The organism is Microbacterium sp. oral taxon 186 str. F0373 (assembly GCF_000411455.1).
In the GTDB taxonomy this organism is placed as follows: domain Bacteria; phylum Actinomycetota; class Actinomycetes; order Actinomycetales; family Microbacteriaceae; genus Microbacterium.
Genome location: NZ_KE150457.1, coordinates 1194447 through 1216767 on the forward strand (window position 1 = coordinate 1194447; position 22321 = coordinate 1216767).

At 68.0% G+C, this 22321-nt stretch carries 20 protein-coding genes; 12 read left to right on the forward strand and 8 right to left on the reverse strand.

What is annotated here, in order from left to right:
* The first annotated feature begins 1 nt into the window (after position 1).
* The 9 genes from HMPREF1529_RS05550 (at position 2) to HMPREF1529_RS05590 (ending at position 11639) form a co-directional block, all read left to right on the forward strand.
* Complete coding sequence (locus HMPREF1529_RS05550) at positions 2-1102, forward strand: glycosyltransferase (RefSeq protein ID WP_016464042.1); 1101 nt, start codon at positions 2-4, stop codon at positions 1100-1102.
* Positions 1103-1280: 178 nt separating this feature from the next.
* Positions 1281-3155 (forward strand): alpha-amylase family glycosyl hydrolase, encoded by a 1875-nt coding sequence (locus HMPREF1529_RS05555; protein ID WP_016464043.1) that lies wholly within the window; start codon positions 1281-1283, stop codon positions 3153-3155.
* A gap of 71 nt (positions 3156-3226) precedes the next feature.
* Positions 3227-4954 carry a glycoside hydrolase family 13 protein gene (locus HMPREF1529_RS05560; RefSeq protein WP_016464044.1) on the forward strand — a complete coding sequence of 576 codons (1728 nt, stop codon included), beginning with the start codon at positions 3227-3229 and terminating at the stop codon, positions 4952-4954.
* Between the two features lie 36 nt (positions 4955-4990).
* A complete protein-coding gene (locus HMPREF1529_RS05565; protein WP_232212061.1) occupies positions 4991-6244 on the forward strand; it encodes an ABC transporter substrate-binding protein in 1254 nt (417 codons plus the stop codon).
* An 8-nt stretch (positions 6245-6252) separates the two neighbouring features.
* A complete protein-coding gene (locus HMPREF1529_RS05570; RefSeq protein ID WP_005051828.1) occupies positions 6253-7197 on the forward strand; it encodes a carbohydrate ABC transporter permease in 945 nt (314 codons plus the stop codon).
* The gene (locus HMPREF1529_RS05575; protein ID WP_016464045.1) at positions 7194-8015 is read left to right on the forward strand and encodes a carbohydrate ABC transporter permease; all 822 of its coding nucleotides are present in this window, start codon (positions 7194-7196) and stop codon (positions 8013-8015) included. Before HMPREF1529_RS05570 ends, HMPREF1529_RS05575 begins: the two co-directional genes overlap by 4 nt.
* A 2-nt stretch (positions 8016-8017) precedes the next feature.
* Positions 8018-9406 carry a glycoside hydrolase family 13 protein gene (locus HMPREF1529_RS05580; protein WP_016464046.1) on the forward strand — a complete coding sequence of 463 codons (1389 nt, stop codon included), beginning with the start codon at positions 8018-8020 and terminating at the stop codon, positions 9404-9406.
* Positions 9403-10455, forward strand: a complete 1053-nt coding sequence (locus HMPREF1529_RS05585; RefSeq protein ID WP_016464047.1) for a LacI family DNA-binding transcriptional regulator — start codon at positions 9403-9405, stop codon at positions 10453-10455. Before HMPREF1529_RS05580 ends, HMPREF1529_RS05585 begins: the two co-directional genes overlap by 4 nt.
* A gap of 200 nt (positions 10456-10655) precedes the next feature.
* Positions 10656-11639, forward strand: a complete 984-nt coding sequence (locus tag HMPREF1529_RS05590; protein ID WP_005051835.1) for a GlxA family transcriptional regulator — start codon at positions 10656-10658, stop codon at positions 11637-11639.
* A 9-nt stretch (positions 11640-11648) separates the two neighbouring features.
* On the opposite strand, the gene HMPREF1529_RS05595 is transcribed toward HMPREF1529_RS05590, so the two are convergent.
* The 5 genes from HMPREF1529_RS05595 to HMPREF1529_RS05615 are packed head-to-tail and all read right to left on the reverse strand — an operon-like array spanning position 11649 to position 15079.
* Entirely contained in the window at positions 11649-12203 is a 555-nt protein-coding gene (locus HMPREF1529_RS05595) for a hypothetical protein (protein WP_016464049.1), read from the reverse strand.
* A gap of 11 nt (positions 12204-12214) precedes the next feature.
* Positions 12215-12784: a hypothetical protein gene (locus HMPREF1529_RS05600; protein ID WP_016464050.1), complete on the reverse strand. Its 570-nt coding sequence runs from the start codon at positions 12782-12784 to the stop codon at positions 12215-12217.
* A gap of 8 nt (positions 12785-12792) precedes the next feature.
* Complete coding sequence (locus HMPREF1529_RS05605; RefSeq protein WP_005051840.1) at positions 12793-13386, reverse strand: hypothetical protein; 594 nt, start codon at positions 13384-13386, stop codon at positions 12793-12795.
* Positions 13383-14789 (reverse strand): hypothetical protein, encoded by a 1407-nt coding sequence (locus HMPREF1529_RS05610; protein ID WP_016464051.1) that lies wholly within the window; start codon positions 14787-14789, stop codon positions 13383-13385. Before HMPREF1529_RS05610 ends, HMPREF1529_RS05605 begins: the two co-directional genes overlap by 4 nt.
* Positions 14786-15079, reverse strand: a complete 294-nt coding sequence (locus HMPREF1529_RS05615; protein ID WP_016464052.1) for a type VII secretion target — start codon at positions 15077-15079, stop codon at positions 14786-14788. The genes HMPREF1529_RS05610 and HMPREF1529_RS05615 overlap by 4 nt, the downstream gene beginning before the upstream one ends.
* A 141-nt stretch (positions 15080-15220) precedes the next feature.
* Here HMPREF1529_RS05615 and HMPREF1529_RS05620 point away from each other — a divergent pair, with 141 nt between their 5' ends.
* Positions 15221-17443, forward strand: a complete 2223-nt coding sequence (locus HMPREF1529_RS05620; protein ID WP_016464053.1) for an ATP-dependent Clp protease ATP-binding subunit — start codon at positions 15221-15223, stop codon at positions 17441-17443.
* Positions 17444-17543: 100 nt separating this feature from the next.
* On the opposite strand, the gene HMPREF1529_RS05625 is transcribed toward HMPREF1529_RS05620, so the two are convergent.
* A complete protein-coding gene (locus tag HMPREF1529_RS05625; RefSeq protein ID WP_016464054.1) occupies positions 17544-18125 on the reverse strand; it encodes a nitroreductase family protein in 582 nt (193 codons plus the stop codon).
* A 185-nt stretch (positions 18126-18310) separates the two neighbouring features.
* On the opposite strand from HMPREF1529_RS05625, the gene rraA reads away from it, so the two are divergent.
* Entirely contained in the window at positions 18311-18778 is a 468-nt protein-coding gene (rraA, locus tag HMPREF1529_RS05630; RefSeq protein WP_016464055.1) for a ribonuclease E activity regulator RraA, read from the forward strand.
* Between the two features lie 108 nt (positions 18779-18886).
* A complete protein-coding gene (locus tag HMPREF1529_RS05635) occupies positions 18887-20200 on the forward strand; it encodes a cation:proton antiporter domain-containing protein (protein WP_016464056.1) in 1314 nt (437 codons plus the stop codon).
* Between the two features lie 10 nt (positions 20201-20210).
* Here HMPREF1529_RS05635 and HMPREF1529_RS05640 read toward each other — a convergent pair whose 3' ends face one another.
* Together HMPREF1529_RS05640 and HMPREF1529_RS05645 are read right to left on the reverse strand one after the other, a co-directional pair.
* Positions 20211-21299, reverse strand: a complete 1089-nt coding sequence (locus tag HMPREF1529_RS05640) for an ABC transporter permease (RefSeq protein WP_005051855.1) — start codon at positions 21297-21299, stop codon at positions 20211-20213.
* The gene (locus HMPREF1529_RS05645; RefSeq protein ID WP_016464057.1) at positions 21296-22180 is read right to left on the reverse strand and encodes an ABC transporter ATP-binding protein; all 885 of its coding nucleotides are present in this window, start codon (positions 22178-22180) and stop codon (positions 21296-21298) included. The genes HMPREF1529_RS05640 and HMPREF1529_RS05645 overlap by 4 nt, the downstream gene beginning before the upstream one ends.
* Between the last annotated feature and the right edge of the window lie 141 nt (positions 22181-22321).

Consider the following 22321-nt stretch of genomic DNA (forward strand, 5'->3'; position numbering starts at 1 on the left):
CATGCGCCTGCTGTTCGACGCGCGGTACATCCGCACCGACTTCCACGACGGCATCAGCCGGTACTCGGCCGAGCTCGCCGCGGCCGTCGGCGGTGGCGCAGCCGCGCGGGGTGTGGAGGTCGTGTTCCTGATCCACGACGAGGCGCAGCGAGCTCTCCTGCCGGAGGGCGCACGTGTGCTGCGGATTCACGCGCCCACCGCGGTGCGCGAGCCGTTCACGGCACTGCTGCTGAACAGGTATCGCCCGGATGCCGTGTTCTCGCCGATGCAGACGATCGGCGCGCTCGGGCGCCGCTTCGGACTGATCCTCACCCTGCACGACACGATCTACTACCGGCACCGGACGCCGCCGCGGAACCTGCCGTGGTACGTCCGGGTCGGCTGGCGGCTGTTCCATCTCTCTTACGTTCCGCAGCGGCTCACCCTCGATGCCGCCGATCTGGTCGCCACCGTCAGTGAGACGAGCGCGGCAGAGTTCGCCCGCGTGCGCTTGACGAAGCGACCCGTCGTCGTCATCCCGAACGCGCCGCAGCGCCTCGCCGAGCTGCTTCCGGCGGGTGAGCGTGTCGAGTCCGGTGCCGACAACCTCGTCTACATGGGCTCGTTCATGGGGTACAAGAACGTCGAGACCCTCATTCGGGCGATGGCGGAACTGCCCGGGCGGACGCTCCACCTGCTGTCGCGCATCTCGCCCGCTCGACGTGCCGAGCTCGAGCGCCTCATCGACGGTCGTGGGGGAGCGGTGCGCTTCCACAACGGCGTGACGGATGCCGAGTATGCGGCGCTGCTCGCCGACCGTGCCGTGCTGGTCTCGGCATCCCTCGACGAGGGCTACGGCCTGCCGGTCGCCGAGGCGCTCGCGCTGGGTGTGCCCGCTGTCGTCACCGACATGCCGATCTTCCGCGAGGTCGCCGGTGACGGCGCGTTGTACGCGCCCGGCGTGGATGCCGCAGCCTTCGCCGCCGCGGTGCGCGAGCTGGACGATCCCGCGCGTCGCGACGCCGTGATCGCCGCGGGAGCGGTGCATATCGCGCGCTTCTCGTGGCAGCGCTCGGCCGACGTGCTGCTCGACGCGTTCGACCGCCTCCCGCGCCGGCGCTGACACCCCGCCGGCCCCGGGTCCGCCGGTGGTCGAGGCAGGCGCGCCGCAGAGTCGAAACAGCGTCAGGAACTGCATCTTGACAGCGGCGGGCTCGGGGGTGTTGCATCGATCCAGTAAACACGTGCAAGCCTGGCGGCCGGTACGCACTCCGACAGCGATGTCGTAAGGAGTCCACCGCATGATCCGTGAAGACACCACCGTTCCGACGAAACGTCGAAAGGTGCTCGGCCTCGGGGCGATCGCCACCTTCGTGGCCGCTCTGCTCATCACCCCCGCGCTCAGTGCACCCGCCGCCGCCACCACCACGGTCCCGTCGCCCGGCCCGCTCGCGGAAGGCGACGTCATCTACCAGGTCCTCGTCGACCGCTTCTCCGACGGCGACTCGACGAACAACAACCAGGGCACCGGCGAGTACAACCCGTCGGATCTCGGCTTCTACCACGGCGGAGACTGGAAGGGCCTCACCCAGAAGCTGGACTACATCGCCGGGCTCGGCGTGACGGCCATCTGGATCTCGCCGGTGTCGGAGCAACAGCCGTTGTCGCGCGACGGGCTGGAGGCCAGCTACCACGGCTACTTCACCAAGAACTTCGCCACGCCCAACCAGCACTTCGGCAGCACCGCAGAACTTCAGACCCTGATCGACACGGCGCACGCCAAAGGCCTGAAGATGATCCTCGACGTCGTCCCGAACCACACAGCGGACTACCTCGCGGGTACGGCGACGACCTACTCCCCGAGCACCTACAAGCCCGCGTCGCCGCTGGACAACCCGGCCTATTTCCATCACAACGGCGACTGCCTGTTCAACGGCACAGAAACCCAGACGCAGATCGAGAACTGCGACCTGGGTGGACTCGACGATCTCGACCAGTCGAACCCCACGGTGTCGAACTACCTGATCAACACGTACAAGGACTGGGTCGACATGGGCTTCGACGGCATCCGTGTCGATGCCGCGCGCTCCATCCCCCAGTCGTGGCTGGCAAGTTTCCAGACGGCAATGGGCGTTCCCACGTTCGGTGAGGTCTTCGTCGGCGATGTCGACTACGTCGCGCCTTATCAGAACTACGAGTGGGGCGTCCTCGACTTCCCCTACTTCTTCGCCGCCCGCAGCGCCTTCGCCGCTGACACGAGCATGACGGGACTGAGCACCCTGTTCGCGCAGGACTACAAGTACCAGAATCCGAACCGGCTCGAGACCTTCCTCGACAATCACGACCGGGCGCGCTTTCTGACCTGGGCGGACGACAACTATCAGCGCCTGCGCTCCTCGCTCACGTTCCTGCTGACCTCTCGCGGCGTGCCGGTGATCTACTACGGCACCGAGCAGGCCGATAACGGCAACGGAAATGCGAGTGAGGTGCCGATCGCCAACAAGGACAACCGCAAGGACATGTCCAGCTTCAGCCAGACCTCTCCGATCTACACGCACATCCAGCGTCTGACCGCGATCAAGAAGGCGTACCCGGCCCTGCAGGTCGGCACTCAGCGCGAGATGTGGGCGGACACCAACGTCTACGGGTTCTCGCGCCGGGTCGATTCCACGGGCGCGGAGGCCATCACGATCTCGTCCAACTCATGGAACACGCAGACCCGCACGATCCCGCTGCGCGCCGAGAGCTCGCTGCCCGTCGGCACGGTGCTCACGAACCTCATGAACACCTCCGACACGGTCACGGTGACCGCCGGTGGCACCACGGGCAAGCAGATCACCGTGAGCCTCGGTGAGCACGAGTCGAAGGTGTACGCACCGGGGACGCCCGTATCGGCCTACGCGCCCGCCGCGCGCAACACGACGAAGATCCGCGTGCACTACAACACCGGGCTCGGCCACTCGATCGCGATCCGCGGCGACGCCTATCCCTTCACCTGGACCGCGGGTCGCGGCGCCAGGAACGTCGCCAGTGACGTGTGGGAGTTCGAACTCGAGCGCATCCCCGCAGGACAGACGTTCCAGTTCAAACCGCTGATCGACGACGCGACCTGGTCCAGCGGAGGCAACTTCACCGGCACCGGCGGAAGCACGATCGACATCTATCCCACCTTCTGAGCGGAAGGACACAGCCGCCCGGGCGGTGCGGCCGCCATATGCGCCGCCCGGGCACCACCTCAGGAATCTCCATGACTCTTCTCGAACCACGCGTCGTCACCGACACCGCCACTCCCACCCCTGCCTGGTGGCAGGGGGCCGTCGTCTACCAGGTGTACCTGCGGTCGTTCCGCGACAGCGACGGAGACGGCATCGGTGACCTCCGCGGACTCATCGCCGGTCTCACCGACATCGCCGCCCTCGGCTGCGACGCCATCTGGCTCAACCCCTGCTATGTCTCGCCCCAGGCTGATCACGGCTATGACATCGCGGACTACCGTGCGATCGACCCCACCTACGGCACGCTCGAGGATTTCGACGCGCTGGTGGCGCACGCCCATCGCCTCGGCATCCGCGTCCTCATGGACATGGTCGCCAACCACTGCTCCGTCCGGCATGCCTGGTTCCAAGCGGCCCTGCGGGCGGGGCCGGGCAGCCGAGAGCGTCGACGCTTCCACTTCGCCGCCGGCGCCGGGCCTGACGGCGAGCGCCCGCCCAACAACTGGCTGAGCGTGTTCGGCGGATCTGCGTGGACGCGCATCGTCGAAGCCGACGGGCAACCGGGCCAGTGGTACCTGCACTCGTTCGACTCCGCGCAACCCGACCTCAACTGGCGTGACCCCGTCGTTGCCGAGGACTTCCGCGACGTCATGCGGTTCTGGTTCGATCGCGGGGTCGACGGCTTCCGGATCGATGTCGCGCACGGCCACGTCAAAGCGCTGGGGCTGCCCGATTGGCCCGGAGCCGACGACGGCACCGGCGGTCACAATGCAGCGATGTGGGACCAGCCGGAAGTGCACGAGATCTACAGGGACTGGCGGGCGGTGGGCGATGCCTACCCCGACCCGAAGTACTTCGTCGGTGAGGTCTGGGTGCCTTCGGCGAGCCGACTCTCGGCCTACCTCAGACCGGACGAGCTGCATCAGGCGTTCAGCTTCGATCTCCTCGTCCAGCCGTGGGACGCGGCCCGCCTCCGGGAGGCGATCTCGACGGGGCTCGCCGCATCCGAGGGCCCGCCTGCCTGGACGCTGTCCAACCATGACGTGCACCGCACCGTCACCCGATATGGGCAGGCCCAGCTGCTGGACGCGGTCGATCCGTCAGACATGATCTCGGCGGCACGCCGCACCGGATCGGTCGACATCGCTCTGGGGTCTCGCCGCGCTGCCGCGGCGGTCGCGATGCTGCTGGCGCTGCCCGGCGCCGTGTACCTCTATCAGGGCGAGGAGTTGGGGCTTCCGGAGGTCTTCGATCTGCCGCAGGCATCGCGACAGGACCCGATCTGGCTCCGCTCCGAGGGCGCGGATCTTGGCCGAGACGGATGTCGCGTCCCGCTGCCCTGGACGAAGGACCCCGGCGACTTCGGCTTCGGAAGCGGGGCGAGCGCCACCTGGCTTCCGCAGCCGGCGTGGTTCGGAGCCTACGCGCGAGCGGCGCAGGACGTGGACCCCGATTCGATGCTCTCGCTCTACCGCACGCTTCTCCGGCGGCGCCGCGAACGGTTTGCGCCGACCGACCCGCTCCTCTGGCTCGAGACCGGCGTGAGTAACGTGCTCGCGTTCCAACGCGGTTGCACGCTGTGCGTCGTCAACACGGGGCCGGACGCTTTCGTCGTCCCCGAGATCTGGCCCACCGGCGAGCGCATCCTCGCCACGGCTCCGGCCGCACCAGACAACGTTGCCTCGGACAGCACGGCCTGGTACGCGCTGCCCGTGCGCTCGCCGGCTACGTCCGATTCGACCTCCCCCGAACACCACTGAGAACACCACCCGATTGGAGCAATGATGCACCGCAGAATGACCGCCGCACTCGCCGTGGGGGTGGCCGGCACCCTCGCCTTCGCCGGCTGTTCCTCGTCGACCGGCGCGGCCACCGACACCACCACCGTGACGATCTGGCACTACTGGGACGGCACGAACGCCGACACCTTCGATGCCATGGTCGATTCCTACAACGCCTCTCATCCAGGTGTGAAGATCGTCACCACGAACGTCCCAAACGCCGACTTCCTCACCAAGCTCCGGGCGTCCGCGACCTCGAAGACGCTTCCCGATGTCGCAATCGGCGATCTCGTCTGGGTCCCGCAGATCGCGCAGATCGGATCGCTTGCGAATCTGTCCACTCTCCTGCCCGCCGACACGCTCTCGGACATCAATCCGGCGCTCACCGGCTTCGGCACGATCGACGGGTCGCAGGTATCCGTTCCTGTCTCGGCCAACAACCTCGGCTACATGTACAACAAGACCCTCTTCCAGAAGGCGGGCCTCGATCCGGACAAGCCCCCGACCACGTGGGATGAGCTCAAGGCTGACGCGAAGAAGATCCTCGACGCCACCGGCATGCCCGGGTACGACCTGTATACGCAGGCCGGCGACAACGGCGAGGGTCTGACCTGGAACTTCCAGGTCAACCTGTGGCAGGCGGGCGGCGAGTTCCTCACTGCCGACAACTCGGCGGCGGCCTTCAACACCCCAGAGGGTGCGAAGGCCCTGCAGTACTGGGTCGATCTGATCTCCTCCGGCGCCAGCCCCTACGCCCGGTGGGGCGAGTTCGAGAAGGGGCAGGGTGGGTCCGCGCAGGAGGGCTCGTGGATGGTCGGCATCTGGGCCGCCGACCCGCCGTTCGAGTTCGGCGCCGCGCAGGTGCCGTATCCGAAGGATGGTGCCCCGGCGACCAATCTCGGCGGCGAGCAGGCGATGGTCTTCCAGAACTCCGACGCCAAGACGAAGGCGGCGGCCGACTTCCTGGGATGGTTCCTCCAGCCCGCGCAGGTCACCGATTGGAGCGAGAAGACCGGCATGCTCCCCGTGCTGAACTCGGTAGCCACGGGCTCGGATTACCTCGGCTGGGTGGATAAGACTCAGCCCCTGCTGCGACCGTTCGTCGAGCAGATGGCTGTCGCTCACGCCCGGCCCAATACGCCCCTCTACCCCCAGATCTCGCTCGCGTTCGCGCAGCAGATCGAGAAGGCGCTCGCGGGCGAGGCGACGGTGTCGGACGCGTTGGCAGCGGCAGAGAAAGCCGTCAACGCCGTCATCGCAAAGGGCTGAGAGCTGCGGTGACGATCACGACCCGAGGGACCCGTCCGACGTCTGCGACGTCGGGCGGGTCCCACCCCCGCGTCAGGCATCGCTACGACCGCGAGCAGGTGTTCACGGCGGCGCTGTTTCTCGCGCCCGCCCTCGTCGTGTTGGCGATCTTCGTCCTCTACCCGATCGTTTCGGCCGGGTACATCAGTCTCACGGCCTGGAACGGCTTCGACCCCACGAAGGAGTTCATCGGTGTCGGCAACTACCTCCGGCTGTCGCAGGATCCCGAGTTCTGGAACAGCCTCTTCGTCACCGTGCTCTACGCGACGGGCGTCTGCGTCCTGAGCGTCGTCACGGGGCTCGCGGTGGCCCTGCTGCTCGACGCGCCCTTGCGCGGGCGCGGTCTCTACCGGGGGATCTACTTCCTTCCGGCGGTCACGTCTTCGGTCGCGGCCGCCATCGTCTGGCGCTATATGCTCGACCCGTCGGGCTTCGTCAATGCGCTCCTTGCTCAGATCGGCATCGACGGGCCGGACTGGTTGCAGGACCGCTGGCTCGCGTTGGGGGCACTCACCCTGTTGACGGTCTGGAAGAACATCGGGTTCAACGCGGTGTTGTATCTGACGGCGATGCAGGCCCTCCCACACGGCATTTACGAGGCCGCACAGCTGGACGGTGCGTCGGCACGACAGCGGCTGCGGTTCCTGACGATTCCGCTGCTGTCGCCCATGACGTTCTTCGTGGTGGTCCAGGCGCTCATCACCAGCTTCCAAGCGTTCGACCTGGTCTACGTCCTCACCGAAGGTGGCCCGCGCGGCGGCACGGACGTGCTGGGGATGTTCATGTACCGCACGGCATTCCGGCTCGGGGACTTCGGCTACGGCACAGCTATCGCGTTCGTGACGCTGCTGCTCGTGCTCGGGGTGACCCTCGTGCAGTGGCGGGTCAGCGGCTCGGGGAAGGACACGCGATGAGGCAATCGCTCGGTGTACGCGCGGCGCGCCACATCGTCCTGGTTCTGGGAGCCGTGGTCGTGGTCGTCCCGTTCCTGTGGATGTTCACGACTTCGCTACTCAGTCGTGCGGAGACCTACACCAACACATCGATCCTGCCGACTTCGTGGCACTGGGAGAACTACGTCAGAGCCTGGCAGGCTGCGCCGTTCGCCCAGTACTACCTCAACAGCATCATCATGACCGTGGGCATCGTGCTCGGACACCTCGTCCTCGACGCGCTCGCGGCCTATGCGTTCGCGCGCCTGCGTTTCCCGCTACGCAATTCGCTCTTCGTGGTCCTGCTCGCGATGCTGCTGATCCCGACGTTCGTGACCGTGATCCCCGCGTACGCCATCGTGGCCGATCTTGGATGGATCGACTCGTACGCCGGATTGATCGTGCCGCGCCTGGCCGACGTGTTCGGCATCGTGCTGCTGCGCCAGTACTTCTCGACGATTCCGACCGAGCTCGAGGATGCCGCGCGCATCGATGGCTGCAGCCGGATCGGCACCTTCTTCCGCATCATCGTGCCACTGTCGAGGCCCGCGTTCGCCACCCTCGCGATCTTCAGTTTCCTCTTCGCGTGGAACGACTTCCTCTGGCCGCTGCTCGTCACCAACACCGATGACTTCCGCACGATCCAGATCGGGCTCTCGTCGTTCGTCGGTCGCTACGGCACGAGCTGGAACTATCTGATGGCCGGCACGTTGACGGCGACGATCCCGGCCATCGTGGTGTTCCTCGTCTTCCAGCGCGCGCTCGTTCGCGGCATCTCCACCACCGGATTGAAGGATTGACCATGCCCGCTCCCGATTGGCTCGCCGATGCCGTCTTCTACCAGATCTTCCCCGACCGCTTCGCCAACGCGGATCCGTCGCTGAACCCGCCGGACGTGGTGGCCTGGGATGCCGAGCCGACGCGCGACAACTTCTTCGGGGGGGATCTTGCCGGCATCCGCGCACGCCTGGATCACATCGCCGCAGTGGGAGCGAACGCGATCTACCTCACGCCGATCTTCGAGGCAGGTACCAACCATCGCTACGACGCGGTCGACTACTTTCGTATCGACCATCGTCTCGGCGACCTCGATGCGTTCCGATCGCTCATCGACGATGCTCACGCGCGCGGCATCCGCGTCGTGCTCGATGCCGTGCTCAACCATTGCGGCGACGGACACTGGGCATTCCGTGACGTCGTCGAGCGTGAGGCGGCCTCCCCTTACGTGAACTGGTTCTCCGTCGAAGGCTTTCCGGTGAACGTCGAGGAGGGCAACCCCAACTACCGCACGTGCTCCGGCTGCTGGTACCTCCCCAAGTGGAACGCCTACAACCCCGAGGTGCGCGCGCACCACGGCGATGTGGCGCGCTACTGGATCGACCAGGGAATCGACGGGTGGAGGCTCGATGTCCCCTACTTCATCAACCAGAGCTTCTGGCGCGAATTCCACCGGATCGTGAAGGACCGCGATGATGACCTCTACATCGTCGCGGAGGAGTGGCGCGAGCCCGAGCAGTGGCTCACGGGTGACCTCGCTGACGGGACCATGAACTACACCCTGCGCGACCTGGTGCTCGGCTTCACCGCGGATCGTACGATCGACGGCTTCGCGTTCGCGGAGGGAATGAACCGCCTGCGCGCTCGCATCCCGGAGGGATTCCATCGCGGAATGCTCAACCTGCTCGGCAGCCACGACACGGAACGCCTGCTGACGCGACACGGCGATGACGAGCAGTCGACTCTCGCTGCATTCACGCTGTTGTTCGCCGCCGAGGGAGCGCCCATGGTCTATTACGGCGACGAGGTCGGCATGCGCGGGCAGAACGATCCGGGATGCCGAGCGGGCATGGTGTGGGATCGCGAGCGCTGGTCGACGGCCCTGTACGAGGGTGTCCGTGCGCTTGCGCGACGGCGAGCGCAGTGGCCGGCGCTGCGTCGCGGAACGCAGCAGGTATCAGCGCTGGATGCCGACACCGTTCTCGTGTCGCGTCTCTGGGAGGATGAGCAGGTGGTGGCGATCGTGCATCGGGGGCAGGGCATCGACGTCGACCCGGCGACGCACGCCGAGCTGCGCGGAGATCAGGACTGGACGGTCGTCGACGTCGACGGAGACGTCTCGGCCCGGAACTGGCGCATTCGCGCCGGCGGCGCGCTGATGGCACGCCGCCCATTCGGCGGGGCCGGCGCATGAACCGGCGACCGACGATGCAGGACGTCGCGGACCGCGCCAAGGTCTCGAAGTCGGCCGTCTCTTTGGCCTACAACGACCCGCGGAAGCTCTCTGCGACGACGCTCGAGAACATTCTCGCCGCGGCGTCCGAGCTCGGGTACTCCCAGGATCCGGCCGCCCGGATGCTGCGTCGGCGCCGTACCGACAGCCTCGGTCTGCTGCTGCCGCAGCAACTCGACCGTGTTCTGGAAAACCCCTACTACACGCTCTTCATGCAGGGGATCGGGCAGGTGTGTCAGCGCGAGGGCTTCACTCTGCTGCTGGCTCCGCCCCTGCGCGGATCGATGCTCAAAGCCATCCCCTACGCGGCCGTGGATGGCTTCATCGTTTGCGGTCTGGAGTTCGATCGGGGCGAAGTGACGGCGCTGCAACAGCGGGGAGTGCCTTTCGTGCTTGTCGACAGTGAGGATCACGATGGTGTCTCCCGCGTCGACATCGACGATGGTGCGGCGATGGAGGAAGTCGTCGACTACCTCGTCGGTCTCGGACATCGCCGATTCACCTTCGTCGCCTTCGAGACGGAGGCCGATGGGGGCCGCGCGGCGTGGCGGGGCGCCGTCCGACAGCGTTTGGACGGGGCGGTCCGCGCGCTGGCGAAGGTCGGTATCGACTTGTTGGACGACGGGATCGACATCGTCGAAGCGCCCAATACGCGTGCCGGCGGCGCGTCCGCATTCCGTCGCGCGTGGGAGGCATCTCGTCGTCCGACGGCCATCGTGGCGTTCAGCGACATCCTGGCCGTGGGCGTGCTCGACGGTGCGCGAGACGCGGGGGTGGACGTTCCGCGCGACCTGTCCGTCTCGGGATTCGACGACCTCATCGAAGCGGGATGGACGCGCCCGACTCTCACGACAGTGCGCCAGCCGATCGTCTCGAAGGGCAGGTTGGCGGCGGAGTATCTCGTGGAGGCTATCGCCGCGTCAGACGAGACGACCATCGACGTGCATCAGCGGCGGTTGAGCACGGCGCTGCTGGTTCGTGAGTCCACGGGCCCGGCGCCCGCCGGGTAGGCGGCTGCCTCACGGCAGGCGCGACCGGTCGGTCGGCACTGGCCGGTAGTCGTCGGTGATGAGGGCGCGAACGGTTGCGCCGACCGATACGACGATGACGAGTGCGAGAACGAGGAAGAAGATGAGCATGGCAGAAAACATATGCACGTAGCCAAAGTGTCGCGAGTGGCAGGACTGCACAAAGGAGTAGGATTCCTGCCATGAAGACCATCGCCTGCGTCGTCCAGCCCGGGTTCGCGCCGTTCGAGTTCGGACTCGCGTGCGAGGCGTTCGGCCTCGACCGGTCGGACGACGGCATCCCCAACTTCGATTTCCGCGTCGTCGCCCCCGACCCGGGCGCGGTGCCGAGCAACCTGCGCTTCTCGATCAACGTCGACGACGACCTCTCGTTCGCGGACGAGGCCGATCTCGTCGTCATCACCCCGATCCCGCGCGATCAGTGGGCGCACGTCGACGAACGCGTGTCCGCCGTGGTGCGCCGCGCCGTCGAGCGCGGGGCGTGGGTGCTCACGGTCTGCAGCGGCGCGTTCGTCGTGGCCGCCGCGGGCGTTCTCGACGGGCGACGCGCGACGACGCACTGGCGCTACGCCGACACGATGTCTGAGATGTACCCGAACATCGACGTCGACCCCAACGTGTTGTACGTGCAAGACGGGCGCATCATCACGAGCGCCGGCACGGCGGCCGGCCTCGACGCCTGTCTGCATCTGCTGCGCATCGAGCTCGGCGCAGAGATGACCAACACGATCGCGCGGCGGATGGTGGTGCCGCCCCAGCGCGACGGCGGGCAGGCGCAGTTCATCGCCAAGCCGCTGCCCGAATCCACCTCGATGTCGCTGACGCCGGTCACCGAGTGGATGCTGGAGAACCTCACCCTCGATCTGTCGGTCGACCAGCTCGCCGCCCGCGCACACATGTCACCGCGCACCTTCGCCCGTCGATTCAAAGCCGACTACGGCACGACGCCGGCGGCCTGGCTGGGACGCCAGCGCATCATCCACGCGCAGCGTCTGCTCGAGCAGACCGATCTGGGCCTGGATGCCATCGCGTCGGCGTGCGGGTTCGGCTCCGCGGCCGTCTTACGGCAGAACTTCGCGCGCACCCTGGCGCTCACGCCCACCGCCTACCGCGCACGCTTCACGTGCACGACGCCGCCCGCGCAGCTGGAGGCGATGGCCTCCTGACCGCCCGCGTCAGGCCAGGCGGATCGTGCGGGCCAGCTCGTCGACCACTGGGTCGAGAGCCTCGGAGAGGGGAAGGTCGGAGCTGGCGGTCATCACGACGATGTCGCGCTCGGCGGTTCGCCACACCCAGTTGGTCGCCCGGACGATCGTGTCGGCCTCGGTGCGCACCCACCGGGTGGATTTGATCCCCGCTCCGAGACGCTCCGAGTCGAACGGCACCACCTCGGGCTCCCGGACGGCGGGCCCCTGCGTCTCGTGCGTGAGGTCGACCAGCGCGACATCGTCGCGATGCGGCATGTCGTAGACGTCGACGATCGCGTGCGGCGCGGTGATGTTCGGCAGATGCACGAAGCGGATCGTTCCCGACCGGTTGCTGCGCACCGCGCCGACCAGGTACGCGCGCAGCCAGTCGACCAGCTCCGCCGGTGCGGCCGTCCGCCCTTCGCCGCCGAAGGCGCGCGCGACGGCATCCGCCCACTGCTCCTCGTCGCCGAACGACTCCCAGGGGAAGAGGTTCGGCACGTAGACCCAGCGGTCGAGGTCGTAATCCATGTCGATGGCCATGAGGGTTCCTTTCAGTCCCACCGGAGCGTCTGCAGCAGCAGATCGCCCAGCTCCGCGAGGGCGTCGACGATCGGCGCGAGCTGCGGGTCGACCGTGCCGCTGATCGTGCAGACGGCGAGCAGCTGCCGGTCACTGCCCGGGATGGGCCAGTGGAAGCGCACCCGCATGAGCGGTGCCATCTCGTCGGCGCTCGCGGGCACGGCGAACCTCGCGGTCGCCCGCACGGCCTCACCCGCGGATGTCGTCACGGTCTCGCTGACCTCGGATGCCGAGGGCTCCGTCTCGTCGGCATCCGGTGCCGGACCGGTGCTGATCGCGATCGCCAGCGACACCGGCGCGCGCCACGGCACTCCCATCGGCACGATGAGGTCGAGCACGCCGGCCTCGCGGGCGCTGCGTGCGGAGGCGACGAGCTGAGCGGCGGTCCGGTCGATCTGCGGGCCGTAGCTGTCGCGCGGCAGGTCCCGATAATGCCGACGGACGAGGTCGGCGATGTCGTCGTCTGTGGAGTGGGCGACGGGGATGAGCAGGAAGCCCGGCGGCAGCACGAGCCGGTAGCGCGGGGGCGCGATCTCGTTCATGGTGTCCCTCACTGTCGCGGCGGACGGCGCCGCGCCCGGTTGCGATTCCAGTCCCACGGGCGGCGCGGGGCGCGACGCACGATCTCCTTCGGCGGCACCACCGTACCGTCCTCGTCGATGTACTCCCGCCACGTTCGCGGCACCAGGCGCATTCCGCTCAGCAGCATGCGTGCGACGGTGATGATGATCAGGAAGAACTGGATGAACACGAGGTTGTCGACCCCGAAGAAGTTGAGTCGGCCCTGGTGGGCTTCCGCCGCCGCGGCGGCCGCGGCGATGTAGAGCGTCGTGCTGAAGGTCAGCACGAGCACCGTCAGAAGTGTGCTCCGCGTCGTTGCCCGCAGGCCCCGCAGCGGCAGCGGCAGCGAACCTAGTGTCAGCGCCACGAGCAGCAGCGTCATCGGGTATGCCGCCCACCACGGCGGCATGAAGGCGGGAAAGCTGTCGGGCACGTTGCCAGTGTTCGCGAACGAGCCGGTCACGAGCTGTCCTACCAGTAAGCCGATCGTCGGGAGCGCACCGAAGATGATCCAGAGGATGGTGGCGAGGAACAGGCCGTCGCCGAAGCGGGCCTCCCACGCGACCCGACGTGGGAGATTCACTTGAGCGAGGGCAGGCTCCACGCTGCCCCCATCGGCGCCTCGAACAGCCCCGGAACGAATCCGTACGCCTCGTTGAGGCCGCTGGTGAGGGTGCCCAGCGGCGTCTGGACTCCCCTCTGGTCCTGAACCCAGTCCACCAGCTGGTCGCTGCGGTTGATCCCGATTCCGACCATGTTGTAGGCGTCGAGCGACGAGCCGATCTTGCCCATCGTGCCGACGACGCCTTTCAGGCTGTCGACACTGCTCGTCACGAGGTTGTCGATGGCGCCCCCGGCGCCCAGCCGTGCCTGCGACGCGATCTGGTCGAACTCCGAGATGATGATGCTGTCCGATTCGCGGATGGCCTTCATCGCGTCGTCGCCCCAGTGCGTGACCACCTGCGCGAAGTTCGGCCGCGCAGACAGCACGCTCGCGCTCTCCTCGGCCACCATCCGCATCGGCTGACGGACCGAGCCGACCAGGCCCCGATCGAGCAGATTGCCGATGACCTGGCGAGCGCCGTTGCCCCAGACCATCCCCGGGCTGCGCACCGCCAGCGTGGCCGCACGGCCGCCGCGCAGGGCGACCGTGCCGAGCTTGATGCCGGCAAGTGCGGCGCTGCCGACACCGAAGGTCAACACGCCGATGGCATCCAGCGCGAAGTCGAACCATGACCCGTCGCCCGACGAGGCCAAGAGGAAGCTGAGACCCATCGACAGGACGGCGAGCCCCAGCGCAATCGGTGCGAGCACGGGGAAGAAGATCGACAGCACGCCGACGATGGCGGTGACGACCGTCAGGATGTCCTTGACGACCTTCAGCCACTCCGCGTTCTGGTTCACCCAGTCCAGGACGTTGTCCCACCACGAATCGTTGAGCTCATCGCTGGACACCGTCTGCGAGATCGTGGATGCCGCGGTGTCGCCGGCGCGCTGCACGCGCTCGAGCGCGGCGTCGTACGCGGCCTGAGCGTGGGAGAGGTCCGTCGCGGCCGTCGTGCTCATCGAGGAGTAGCGCCGCGCGGCATCCGTCGCCTCGGCGAGCTCGCCCGGGTCGACGGTCTGCTGGGTCGCGTCGCGGGCCTCCGAGAGATGGCGCTGCGCGTAGCTGTGCCGACGCTGCGCGTCGTCGTGCGCCGCGATGGCGGATGCCGCCTGTTGCTGCGCCTGCTCGAGCTCGTTCGCGAAGGTGCTCAGCGCGGAGCCCGCGACCTCGTAGCGCTCGCGGATGCGGGCGAGGTAGGTCTTCGTGTCGCCGATCGTGCCGGCCAGGGCGTCGACGGCGTCGCTCGTCTCCTGCTGCGACGCGTCGATGACCGCCTGCAGCATCTCCACCGCCTCTGACACTGCGCGGGCCGTGGAACTGTACCGCGAGGCGTGTCCGCGAATGCCGGCGACGTCGCCGCCGATGGGTGTCATGCTCATCCGTTGCTCCCCTCCGTGAGCTTGTCGGCCAGCTGGCTGTCGACGCCTTCGAACGCATCGGCGGCACCGTCGGCGCGCTTCTGGAGCTGGTCCACGCGATCGGCGAGGTCTTTGCGGCGCCGGTCCCATCCTGACGTGAACTCGTCCACGGCGGACGCGAGTCCGGCGTGCGGGATCATCCCCGACAGGTCGCGCGCGTCGCCGTCTGCGGCAGTGAGGGTGCCGTGGACGGTCGCGAGCTGGTTCGCGAGGTTTCGGAGGTTCTCCGTATTGACGACGAGATCGGCCACGCCGTCACTCTAGGTGAGCCCCGGAATCGTCGCGATGGGGAGGACTGCCCATCGCCGCACCGCTTGCCGCGCGCATCACGTTTTGATAAAGTTGAGTCCAGAGGGCTCAAGTTTGAGCCTCGAAGATTTCAAGGAGAAGCGATGAACGCACAACCGCAGCCCGGTCAGGAGGAGCAGCAGAGCGCCCTCGAACAGTTCGGCATCAACCTGACCGACCGTGCGCGCCAAGGCAAGCTCGACCCCGTGATCGGCCGCGACAGCGAGATCCGACGTGTCAGCCAGGTGCTCACGCGCCGCACGAAGAACAACCCCGTCCTCATCGGCGAGCCCGGCGTCGGCAAGACCGCCGTCGTCGAAGGCCTCGCCCAGCGCATCGTCGCGGGCGACGTCGCCGAGTCGCTGAAGGACAAGGAGCTCGTCTCCCTCGACATCTCCGCGCTCGTCGCCGGTGCGATGTACCGCGGACAGTTCGAGGAGCGCCTCAAGAGCGTCCTCAAGGAGATCACCGAGTCCGAGGGGCGCATCATCACCTTCATCGACGAGCTGCACGTGCTCATGGGTGCGGGAGGCGGCGAGGGGTCGGTCGCGGCATCCAACATGCTCAAGCCGATGCTCGCGCGTGGCGAGCTTCGCTTGATCGGTGCCACGACGCTCGACGAGTACCGCGAGTTCATCGAGAAGGATGCCGCGCTTGAGCGCCGGTTCCAGCAGGTCTATGTCGGCGAGCCGAGCGTGGAGGACACCGTCGCGATCCTCCGCGGCCTCAAGGAACGCTACGAGGCGCACCACAAGGTCGCGATCGCCGACGGGGCGCTGGTGGCCGCGGCATCCCTGTCGAACCGCTACATCCCGTCGCGCCAACTGCCCGACAAGGCGATCGACCTGATCGACGAGGCCGCCTCTCGGCTGCGCATGGAGATCGACTCCGCACCGCTGGAGATCGACGAGCTGCGTCGTCACGTCGACCGGCTCAAGCTCGAGGAGCTGGCTCTCAAGCGCGAGAAGGATGCCGCATCGAGGGAGCGTCTGGCGACCCTTCGCGACACGCTGACGGTCGAACAGGCCCGCCTCGACGAGCTGCAGGCCCGGTGGGAGCGCGAACGCGCCTCGCTCAACGCGGTCGGTGACCTCAAGACGCTCCTGGACCAGGCGCGCGTGGAGGCCGAGCGCGCGCAGCGCGAGGGCAACCTCGAGAAGGCATCGCGGCTGTACTACGCCGAGATTCCGGCGCTCGAGCGGCAGGTCGCGCAGGCCGAGAACGCGGAGGCCGCCGAGGGCGGGGAGCGGATGGTCGGCGATCAGGTGACGGATGCCGATATCGCCGCCGTCATCGCTGCCTGGACCGGCATCCCCGTCGGACGCCTGCTGCAAGGCGAGAGCGAGAAGCTCGTGCACCTCGAAGCCGAACTCGGCAAGCGTCTGATCGGGCAGAAGGATGCCGTGAAGGCGGTGTCCGATGCCGTGCGCCGCTCGCGAGCCGGCATCAGCGACCCGAACCGGCCGACGGGTTCGTTCCTGTTCCTCGGGCCCACCGGTGTCGGCAAGACCGAGCTGGCCAAGGCGCTCGCCGAGTTCCTGTTCGACGACGAGCGCGCCATGGTGCGCATCGACATGAGCGAGTACGGCGAGAAGCACGCCGTCGCGCGGCTGGTCGGCGCCCCTCCGGGATACATCGGCTACGAGCAGGGTGGCCAGCTGACCGAGGCCGTGCGTCGCCGCCCGTACTCTGTCGTGCTGCTCGACGAGGTCGAGAAGGCGCACCCCGAGGTCTTCGACATCCTGCTGCAGGTGCTCGACGACGGTCGCCTCACCGACGGGCAGGGACGCACGGTCGACTTCACCAACACGATCCTGGTGCTGACCTCGAACCTCGGCTCGCCGATCCTCATCGACCCGACGCTGACGCTCGCGCAGAAGCGGGAGCAGGTGATGGCTCTTGTGCGCACGTCATTCCGTCCCGAGTTCCTCAACCGGCTCGACGACATCGTGATGTTCCAGGCTCTCAGCCAGGACGACCTGGCGCAGATCGTCGAGCTGTCGGTCGACGCGCTGCAGCGACGGTTGCGCGATCGCCGGCTGACGCTCGCGGTCACACCCGACGCCCGTGCCTGGTTGGCCGAGCGCGGCTACGACCCGATCTTCGGCGCCCGGCCGCTGCGCCGCCTCATCCAGTCCGAGATCCAGGACGGGCTGGCGATGGCACTGCTGTCCGGTGGTGTACGCGACGGCGACCTGGTGCGTGTCGACGTCGCCGCCGACGGCTCGGGCCTCGTGCTCACCAGCGCCGGAGCGTCGCCCGAGGAGAGCGCGGATGGCGCGGCATCCGACGACGACGTGATCGAGGCCGAACTGCTCGACGACTAACCCGCCCCGAAAAACCACTCCGCATGCGAAAAACCACTCCTGCACGTGTTTCTCGTGCGGGGAGTGGTTTCTCGCGGAGTGGCGCAGGCGCGAACGTGTGTCAGTCGTTGACGACGAGCGAGTCCGCGATGGGGCGACGCACGCGCGGGGCGAGCTCGCGCTCACGCAGCGCCTCGGGAGCGGCCTCGATGTCACCGAGGGCGCCGACGGCCATCACGGTGACGGCCACGAGGTCGTCGCCGAAGCCGAACGCCTGCGCGATCGCGTCGCGGTCGAACCCGCCCATCTGGTGGGTGTGCAGCCCCGACGCGTGCGCCTGGACCGTGAAGTGAGCGGCGGCCTGGCCGGTGTCGTACGCGGCCCACGGCAGCGGCTTGCCGTCGAGCGCGGCGGCCGAGGCGAAGACGACGAGGGCGGCGGCATCCGCGGCCCAGGACTGGTTGAAGCCCATGAGCGCGTCGACGATCTGCGCGTGTGCGGCCGAACCGCGGCGAGCGACGACGAAGCGCCACGGCTGCGAGTTGTTCGCCGACGGCGCCCAACGGGCCGCCTCGAGCGCGCTGGCCAGGGCCTGCTCGTCGATGGGCGTCGCGGGGTCGAAGATGCGGGTGCTCCAGCGCTCGGCGAGCACGTCGAGGATCGGCGCGTCGGTGTCGGCGGGGTGAGCGGCGATGGTGCTCATGATCGTCTCCTGAAAAAAGTTGGGTAACGGTTGTCGGGGGACGCCTTCGGCCCGCTCGATGCAACCGTATGCACCGGGAGTGTTGTTCCCGCGAGGGCCTACGAGTTTGCTGGCGGCGGAAGGATGCCGGAACTTCCGCGCTCATGGCGGGGGACTGGGGCCTCGAGCCTCGTTAGCGTGGCGTCATGACCACTCCCACCGCCGACCTGTACGACGAGCGCGGCGACGCGCTGGACTCCCTCGCGCTGCAGCTGCAGGACATCGGCGGCAGAGTCGCGTTCGACGGCCCGATCCGCACCGTGCGGTGCCACCGCGACAACGCGCTGGTGAAGGCGACACTCGCGACACCGGGCGCCGGTGCCGTGCTCGTGATCGACGGCGCAGGCTCGCTCGCGTCGGCGCTCGTGGGCGATCTGATCGCGGCCTCCGCGGTCGACAACGGCTGGGCGGGGATCATCGTGCACGGCGCGATCCGCGACCGTGAGGCGATCGGGCGGCTCGCGCTGGGCGTCAAGGCGCTCGGCTCGAATCCGCGCAAGAGCTCCAAGGAAGGGACGGGAGAGCTCGACGTTCCCGTCGAGATCGCCGGCGTCGTCTTCCGCCCGGGTGCCCATGTGTGGGCCGATGCCGACGGCGTGCTCGTCGAGCGCTGACAGGCCGCGCTGACAGGCCGCGCTGACACGCAGCGTCGACGCCGACTGGCAGACTGATCCCCGAACGGGCTGCGCGCCCGCCCGACACGGCCGAGGAGAGGGTGAACGGTGCCGCTGATCTTCCTGCTGGGATTCGTCGTGATCGGCCTGTGGTCGACCGTCGCGCACCGCTTCGAGCGCACCGGGGTCGCAGGTCCTGCCGTGCTGGCGCTGGCAGGTGCCGCGCTCGTGCTCATCGACGTGAGCGGATTCTCGGATGCCGTCGGCAGCGACGCCGCTGAGCACGTGGTCGAGCTGATCCTCGCCGTCCTCCTCTTCGTCGACGCCTGTGAGGTGAGCGGCGGCGTCTTCGGCGGCGAAGGAAGGACGATCGCCCGGCTGGTGCTCGTGGCCTTGCCGCTGTCGATCCTGGCGGTCGTGGTGAGCGGACTGTTCCTGCTGCCCCACCTCAGCCTGTTCATCCTGATCGTCATCGCGTGCGTGATCATGCCGACCGACTTCGCGCCGGCGGCGACGCTGCTGCGCTCGCCGCGCATCCCCGCCCGCGTGCGCCAGATCCTGAATGTCGAGAGCGGCTACAACGACGGGCTGGTCTCGCCGGTGTTCGGCATGGCACTGGCCGCGGCGATCGCCTGGCCGACGATCCTGGCGGCGGTCAACTCCGACAACCTGTCGCCCGAGAACCAGTCGCAGCTCGAGGAGAGGCTGGGTGAGTTCTTCGAGGCGTTCTTCGGGGCGGTTCCGGCCACCGCGATCGCCATCCTCGTCGGAGCGATCGTCGGCGGAGCCTTCGGCCTGTGCGTGCGCTGGGCGTCGCGCCGGCGCTGGGCCGACGCCCCCGGCATCCGCTACGTCATGCTTCTCGTTCCGCTCATCGCCTTCGGCGTCGCGACACTCAGCGACGTCGCGGCGAACGGCTTCGTCGCGGCCTTCGTGGCCGGCATCGTCTACCGCATCGCACGGACGAGGCGCACCGATGAGCGCACCATCCCGCACGCCGAGATCCTTCTCGTCGAAGAAGCCGGCACCCTCGCCGCCAACATCGTGTGGTTCGTCCTGGGGGCCATGACCACCGTTGTCATCGTCAACGGCGTGGACTGGCGTCTGCTCGTGCTCGTTGCCCTGGCGCTCACGCTGTTCCGCATCGTGCCGGTGTACGTGTCGATGCTGGGATCGCCCATCCCGTGGGGGTCGCGCACTCTCATCGGAGTGATCGGTCCGCGCGGCACCGCGACGATCGTGTTCGGGCTGCTGGCGTTCAACAAGCTGCCCGACGCGGAGGCGTACGACGTCCTCGCGATCATGGTGTTCACCGTCGTCGGCAGCATCCTGCTGCACGGCATCGCCGTTCCGCAGTTCGTCAATCGACGGATGCCGGTGCTCGCGCAGCCCGCGACGGCACCGGCATCCGCCGATCACTGACCCGACGGGCTCATCCGGCGAGGGCCTCGGAGAGCTTGACGCGCGCCCCCATCCGCAACAGCGAGTTCTGGTAGATCTTCGCGCCCACCCAGATGGCCGCCGCGCAGGTGACCAGCATGATGGCGAGCGACAGCAGCGGCTCCCACCACTGCGCGTCACCCAGGAAGATGCGCACGGGCATGCCGACGGGGGCCGAGAACGGCACGTAGGACATGATCGTCATCACCAGCGGGTTGTCGTTGAAGAAGATGACGAGGAAGTACGGCGCCATCACCAGCATGGTCAGCGGCGTCGTGGTCGAGCCGATGTCCTCCATCCGCGACACCATCGCCGCCGCGGCGGCGAACAGCGCAGCGAGCAGGATGAAGCCGAAGAGGAAGAAGACGGCGAACCAGGCGATGGGGGCGCCGAGCCCGGCGAGCAGGCTGCTCTGCCCGGTGACGGTGAAGCCGATGATCGCGATCGCGGCGAGGCCGATGATCTGGCCCATCGCGAGGATCGTGTTGCCGATGACCTTGCCGGCCAGCAGCGCCCGCACGGGGACGGCGGAGATGAGCAGTTCGACAACGCGAGTCTGCTTCTCCTCCACGACGGACTGCGCGATCGTCGAGCCGAAGGTCAGTGCCGCCATGAAGAAGATGAGCCCGAATCCGAGCGCGACGAGGTAGCGCAGTCCCGGGTGCACGCTCGACGGGTCGAGCAGCTCCACCTGCGGGGTGAGGCTCAGCGCTTGCAGCAGGGACGACGGGGCCGTCTCCTTCGCGACGACGGTGTACTCGAACGGCGCGGCGCCGCCGGGGATGAGCGCGGCGTCAACGGTGCCGTCCTGCACGAGCGCGCGTGCGGCGTCGGCATCGGCGACCTCGGTGGTCTTCACGAGCGGGTTGTCGGCGACCGATGCGGCGGTGTCGGCGGTGACGGCGACCGGCGTCCGGCTGTCGGACTGCGCCGAGAAGCCTCCCCACAGCACACCGACGAGCGCGAGCACGAAGAGGATGCCGGTGGAGATGAGATACGCCTTGCTGCGGAGCTTGGATCCCACCTCGCGCTCGGCGACGAGCCACGTGCTCTGGGCAAAGGATGGAGCGCTGACGTTCACTGGATGACCTCCTTGAAGATCTGGGCGAGAGAGGGCTGCTGAGGCGAGAAACTGGCGACATCGCCCGCGGAGACCGCGCGCTGCAGCACCCGCTGCGCGGCGGCATCCCCATCGACGTCGAACAGTGCGTAGCCACCGTCGAACGAGAGAACGTCCACGCCGGGCTCGTCACGGAGCCAGCCGAGATCGCCGCCGGAGATCAGCTCGTAGCGGTGCTGAGCGTGCGCGGCCCGGAGAGCGTCGCGGGTACCGGCGGCGCGGATCGTGCCGTCCGCGATGATGACCAGGTCGTCACAGAGCCGTTCGACGACGTCGAGCTGGTGCGACGAGAACAGGACGGCCGCACCCTGGGCCGCCCGGGCCTGCAGCACGCCCGCGACGACGTCGACGGCGAGCGGATCGAGGCCCGAGAACGGCTCGTCGAGGATGAGCACCTGCGGGTCGTGCACGAGAGCGGCGGCGATCTGCGCGCGCTGCTGATTGCCCAGCGAGAGGGTCTCGACGTTGTCGCGCAGGCGCTCGCCGAGACCGAGTTCGACGAGCAGCGCCTCGGCGCGGCCGGTGGCCTCGACCTTGTCGAACCCGTGCAGACGGGCGAGGTAGACGATGTGCTCCAGCACCCGCATCTTCGGGTACAGCCCGCGCTCCTCCGGCATGTAGCCGAAGAGGCGTCGGTCGGCCGCGGTGACGGGGGCGCCGTCGAGGGTGACCTCGCCGCTGTCACGGCCGAGCACGCCGAGCACGATGCGCATGGTCGTCGTCTTGCCCGCGCCGTTGCCGCCCACGAATCCGGTCAGGCGCCCGGACGGAACCCGGAAGCTCACGTCGTCGAGCACCCGCTTCACGCCGTAGCTCTTGGTGATGCCGTTCAGTTCGAGCATGTTCTCCTCCTCGACTTGCCGTTGACTCCACGTTAGGAAGCGCGGATGCCGCAAACCTCCCCCCTGAGGCGGGAATCCGTAGCGCAATCCGCTGCGCGGCGGCATCTGCCGGGCCTCGGCATCCCCCATGCGGGGGAGTGT

Bases quoted from the DNA above. Each gene is read 5' to 3' on its own strand.
- HMPREF1529_RS05550 (WP_016464042.1), top strand. From the start codon at position 2: ATGCGCCTGCTGTTCGACGCGCGGTACATCCGCACCGACTTCCACGAC.
- HMPREF1529_RS05555 (WP_016464043.1), top strand. From the start codon at position 1,281: ATGATCCGTGAAGACACCACCGTTCCGACGAAACGTCGAAAGGTGCTC.
- HMPREF1529_RS05560 (WP_016464044.1), top strand. From the start codon at position 3,227: ATGACTCTTCTCGAACCACGCGTCGTCACCGACACCGCCACTCCCACC.
- HMPREF1529_RS05565 (WP_232212061.1), top strand. From the start codon at position 4,991: ATGACCGCCGCACTCGCCGTGGGGGTGGCCGGCACCCTCGCCTTCGCC.
- HMPREF1529_RS05575 (WP_016464045.1), top strand. From the start codon at position 7,194: ATGAGGCAATCGCTCGGTGTACGCGCGGCGCGCCACATCGTCCTGGTT.
- HMPREF1529_RS05580 (WP_016464046.1), top strand. From the start codon at position 8,018: ATGCCCGCTCCCGATTGGCTCGCCGATGCCGTCTTCTACCAGATCTTC.
- HMPREF1529_RS05585 (WP_016464047.1), top strand. From the start codon at position 9,403: ATGAACCGGCGACCGACGATGCAGGACGTCGCGGACCGCGCCAAGGTC.
- HMPREF1529_RS05590 (WP_005051835.1), top strand. From the start codon at position 10,656: ATGAAGACCATCGCCTGCGTCGTCCAGCCCGGGTTCGCGCCGTTCGAG.
- HMPREF1529_RS05595 (WP_016464049.1), bottom strand. From the start codon at position 12,203: ATGGCCATCGACATGGATTACGACCTCGACCGCTGGGTCTACGTGCCG.
- HMPREF1529_RS05600 (WP_016464050.1), bottom strand. From the start codon at position 12,784: ATGAACGAGATCGCGCCCCCGCGCTACCGGCTCGTGCTGCCGCCGGGC.
- HMPREF1529_RS05610 (WP_016464051.1), bottom strand. From the start codon at position 14,789: ATGAGCATGACACCCATCGGCGGCGACGTCGCCGGCATTCGCGGACAC.
- HMPREF1529_RS05620 (WP_016464053.1), top strand. From the start codon at position 15,221: ATGAACGCACAACCGCAGCCCGGTCAGGAGGAGCAGCAGAGCGCCCTC.
- HMPREF1529_RS05625 (WP_016464054.1), bottom strand. From the start codon at position 18,125: ATGAGCACCATCGCCGCTCACCCCGCCGACACCGACGCGCCGATCCTC.
- rraA (WP_016464055.1), top strand. From the start codon at position 18,311: ATGACCACTCCCACCGCCGACCTGTACGACGAGCGCGGCGACGCGCTG.
- HMPREF1529_RS05645 (WP_016464057.1), bottom strand. From the start codon at position 22,180: ATGCTCGAACTGAACGGCATCACCAAGAGCTACGGCGTGAAGCGGGTG.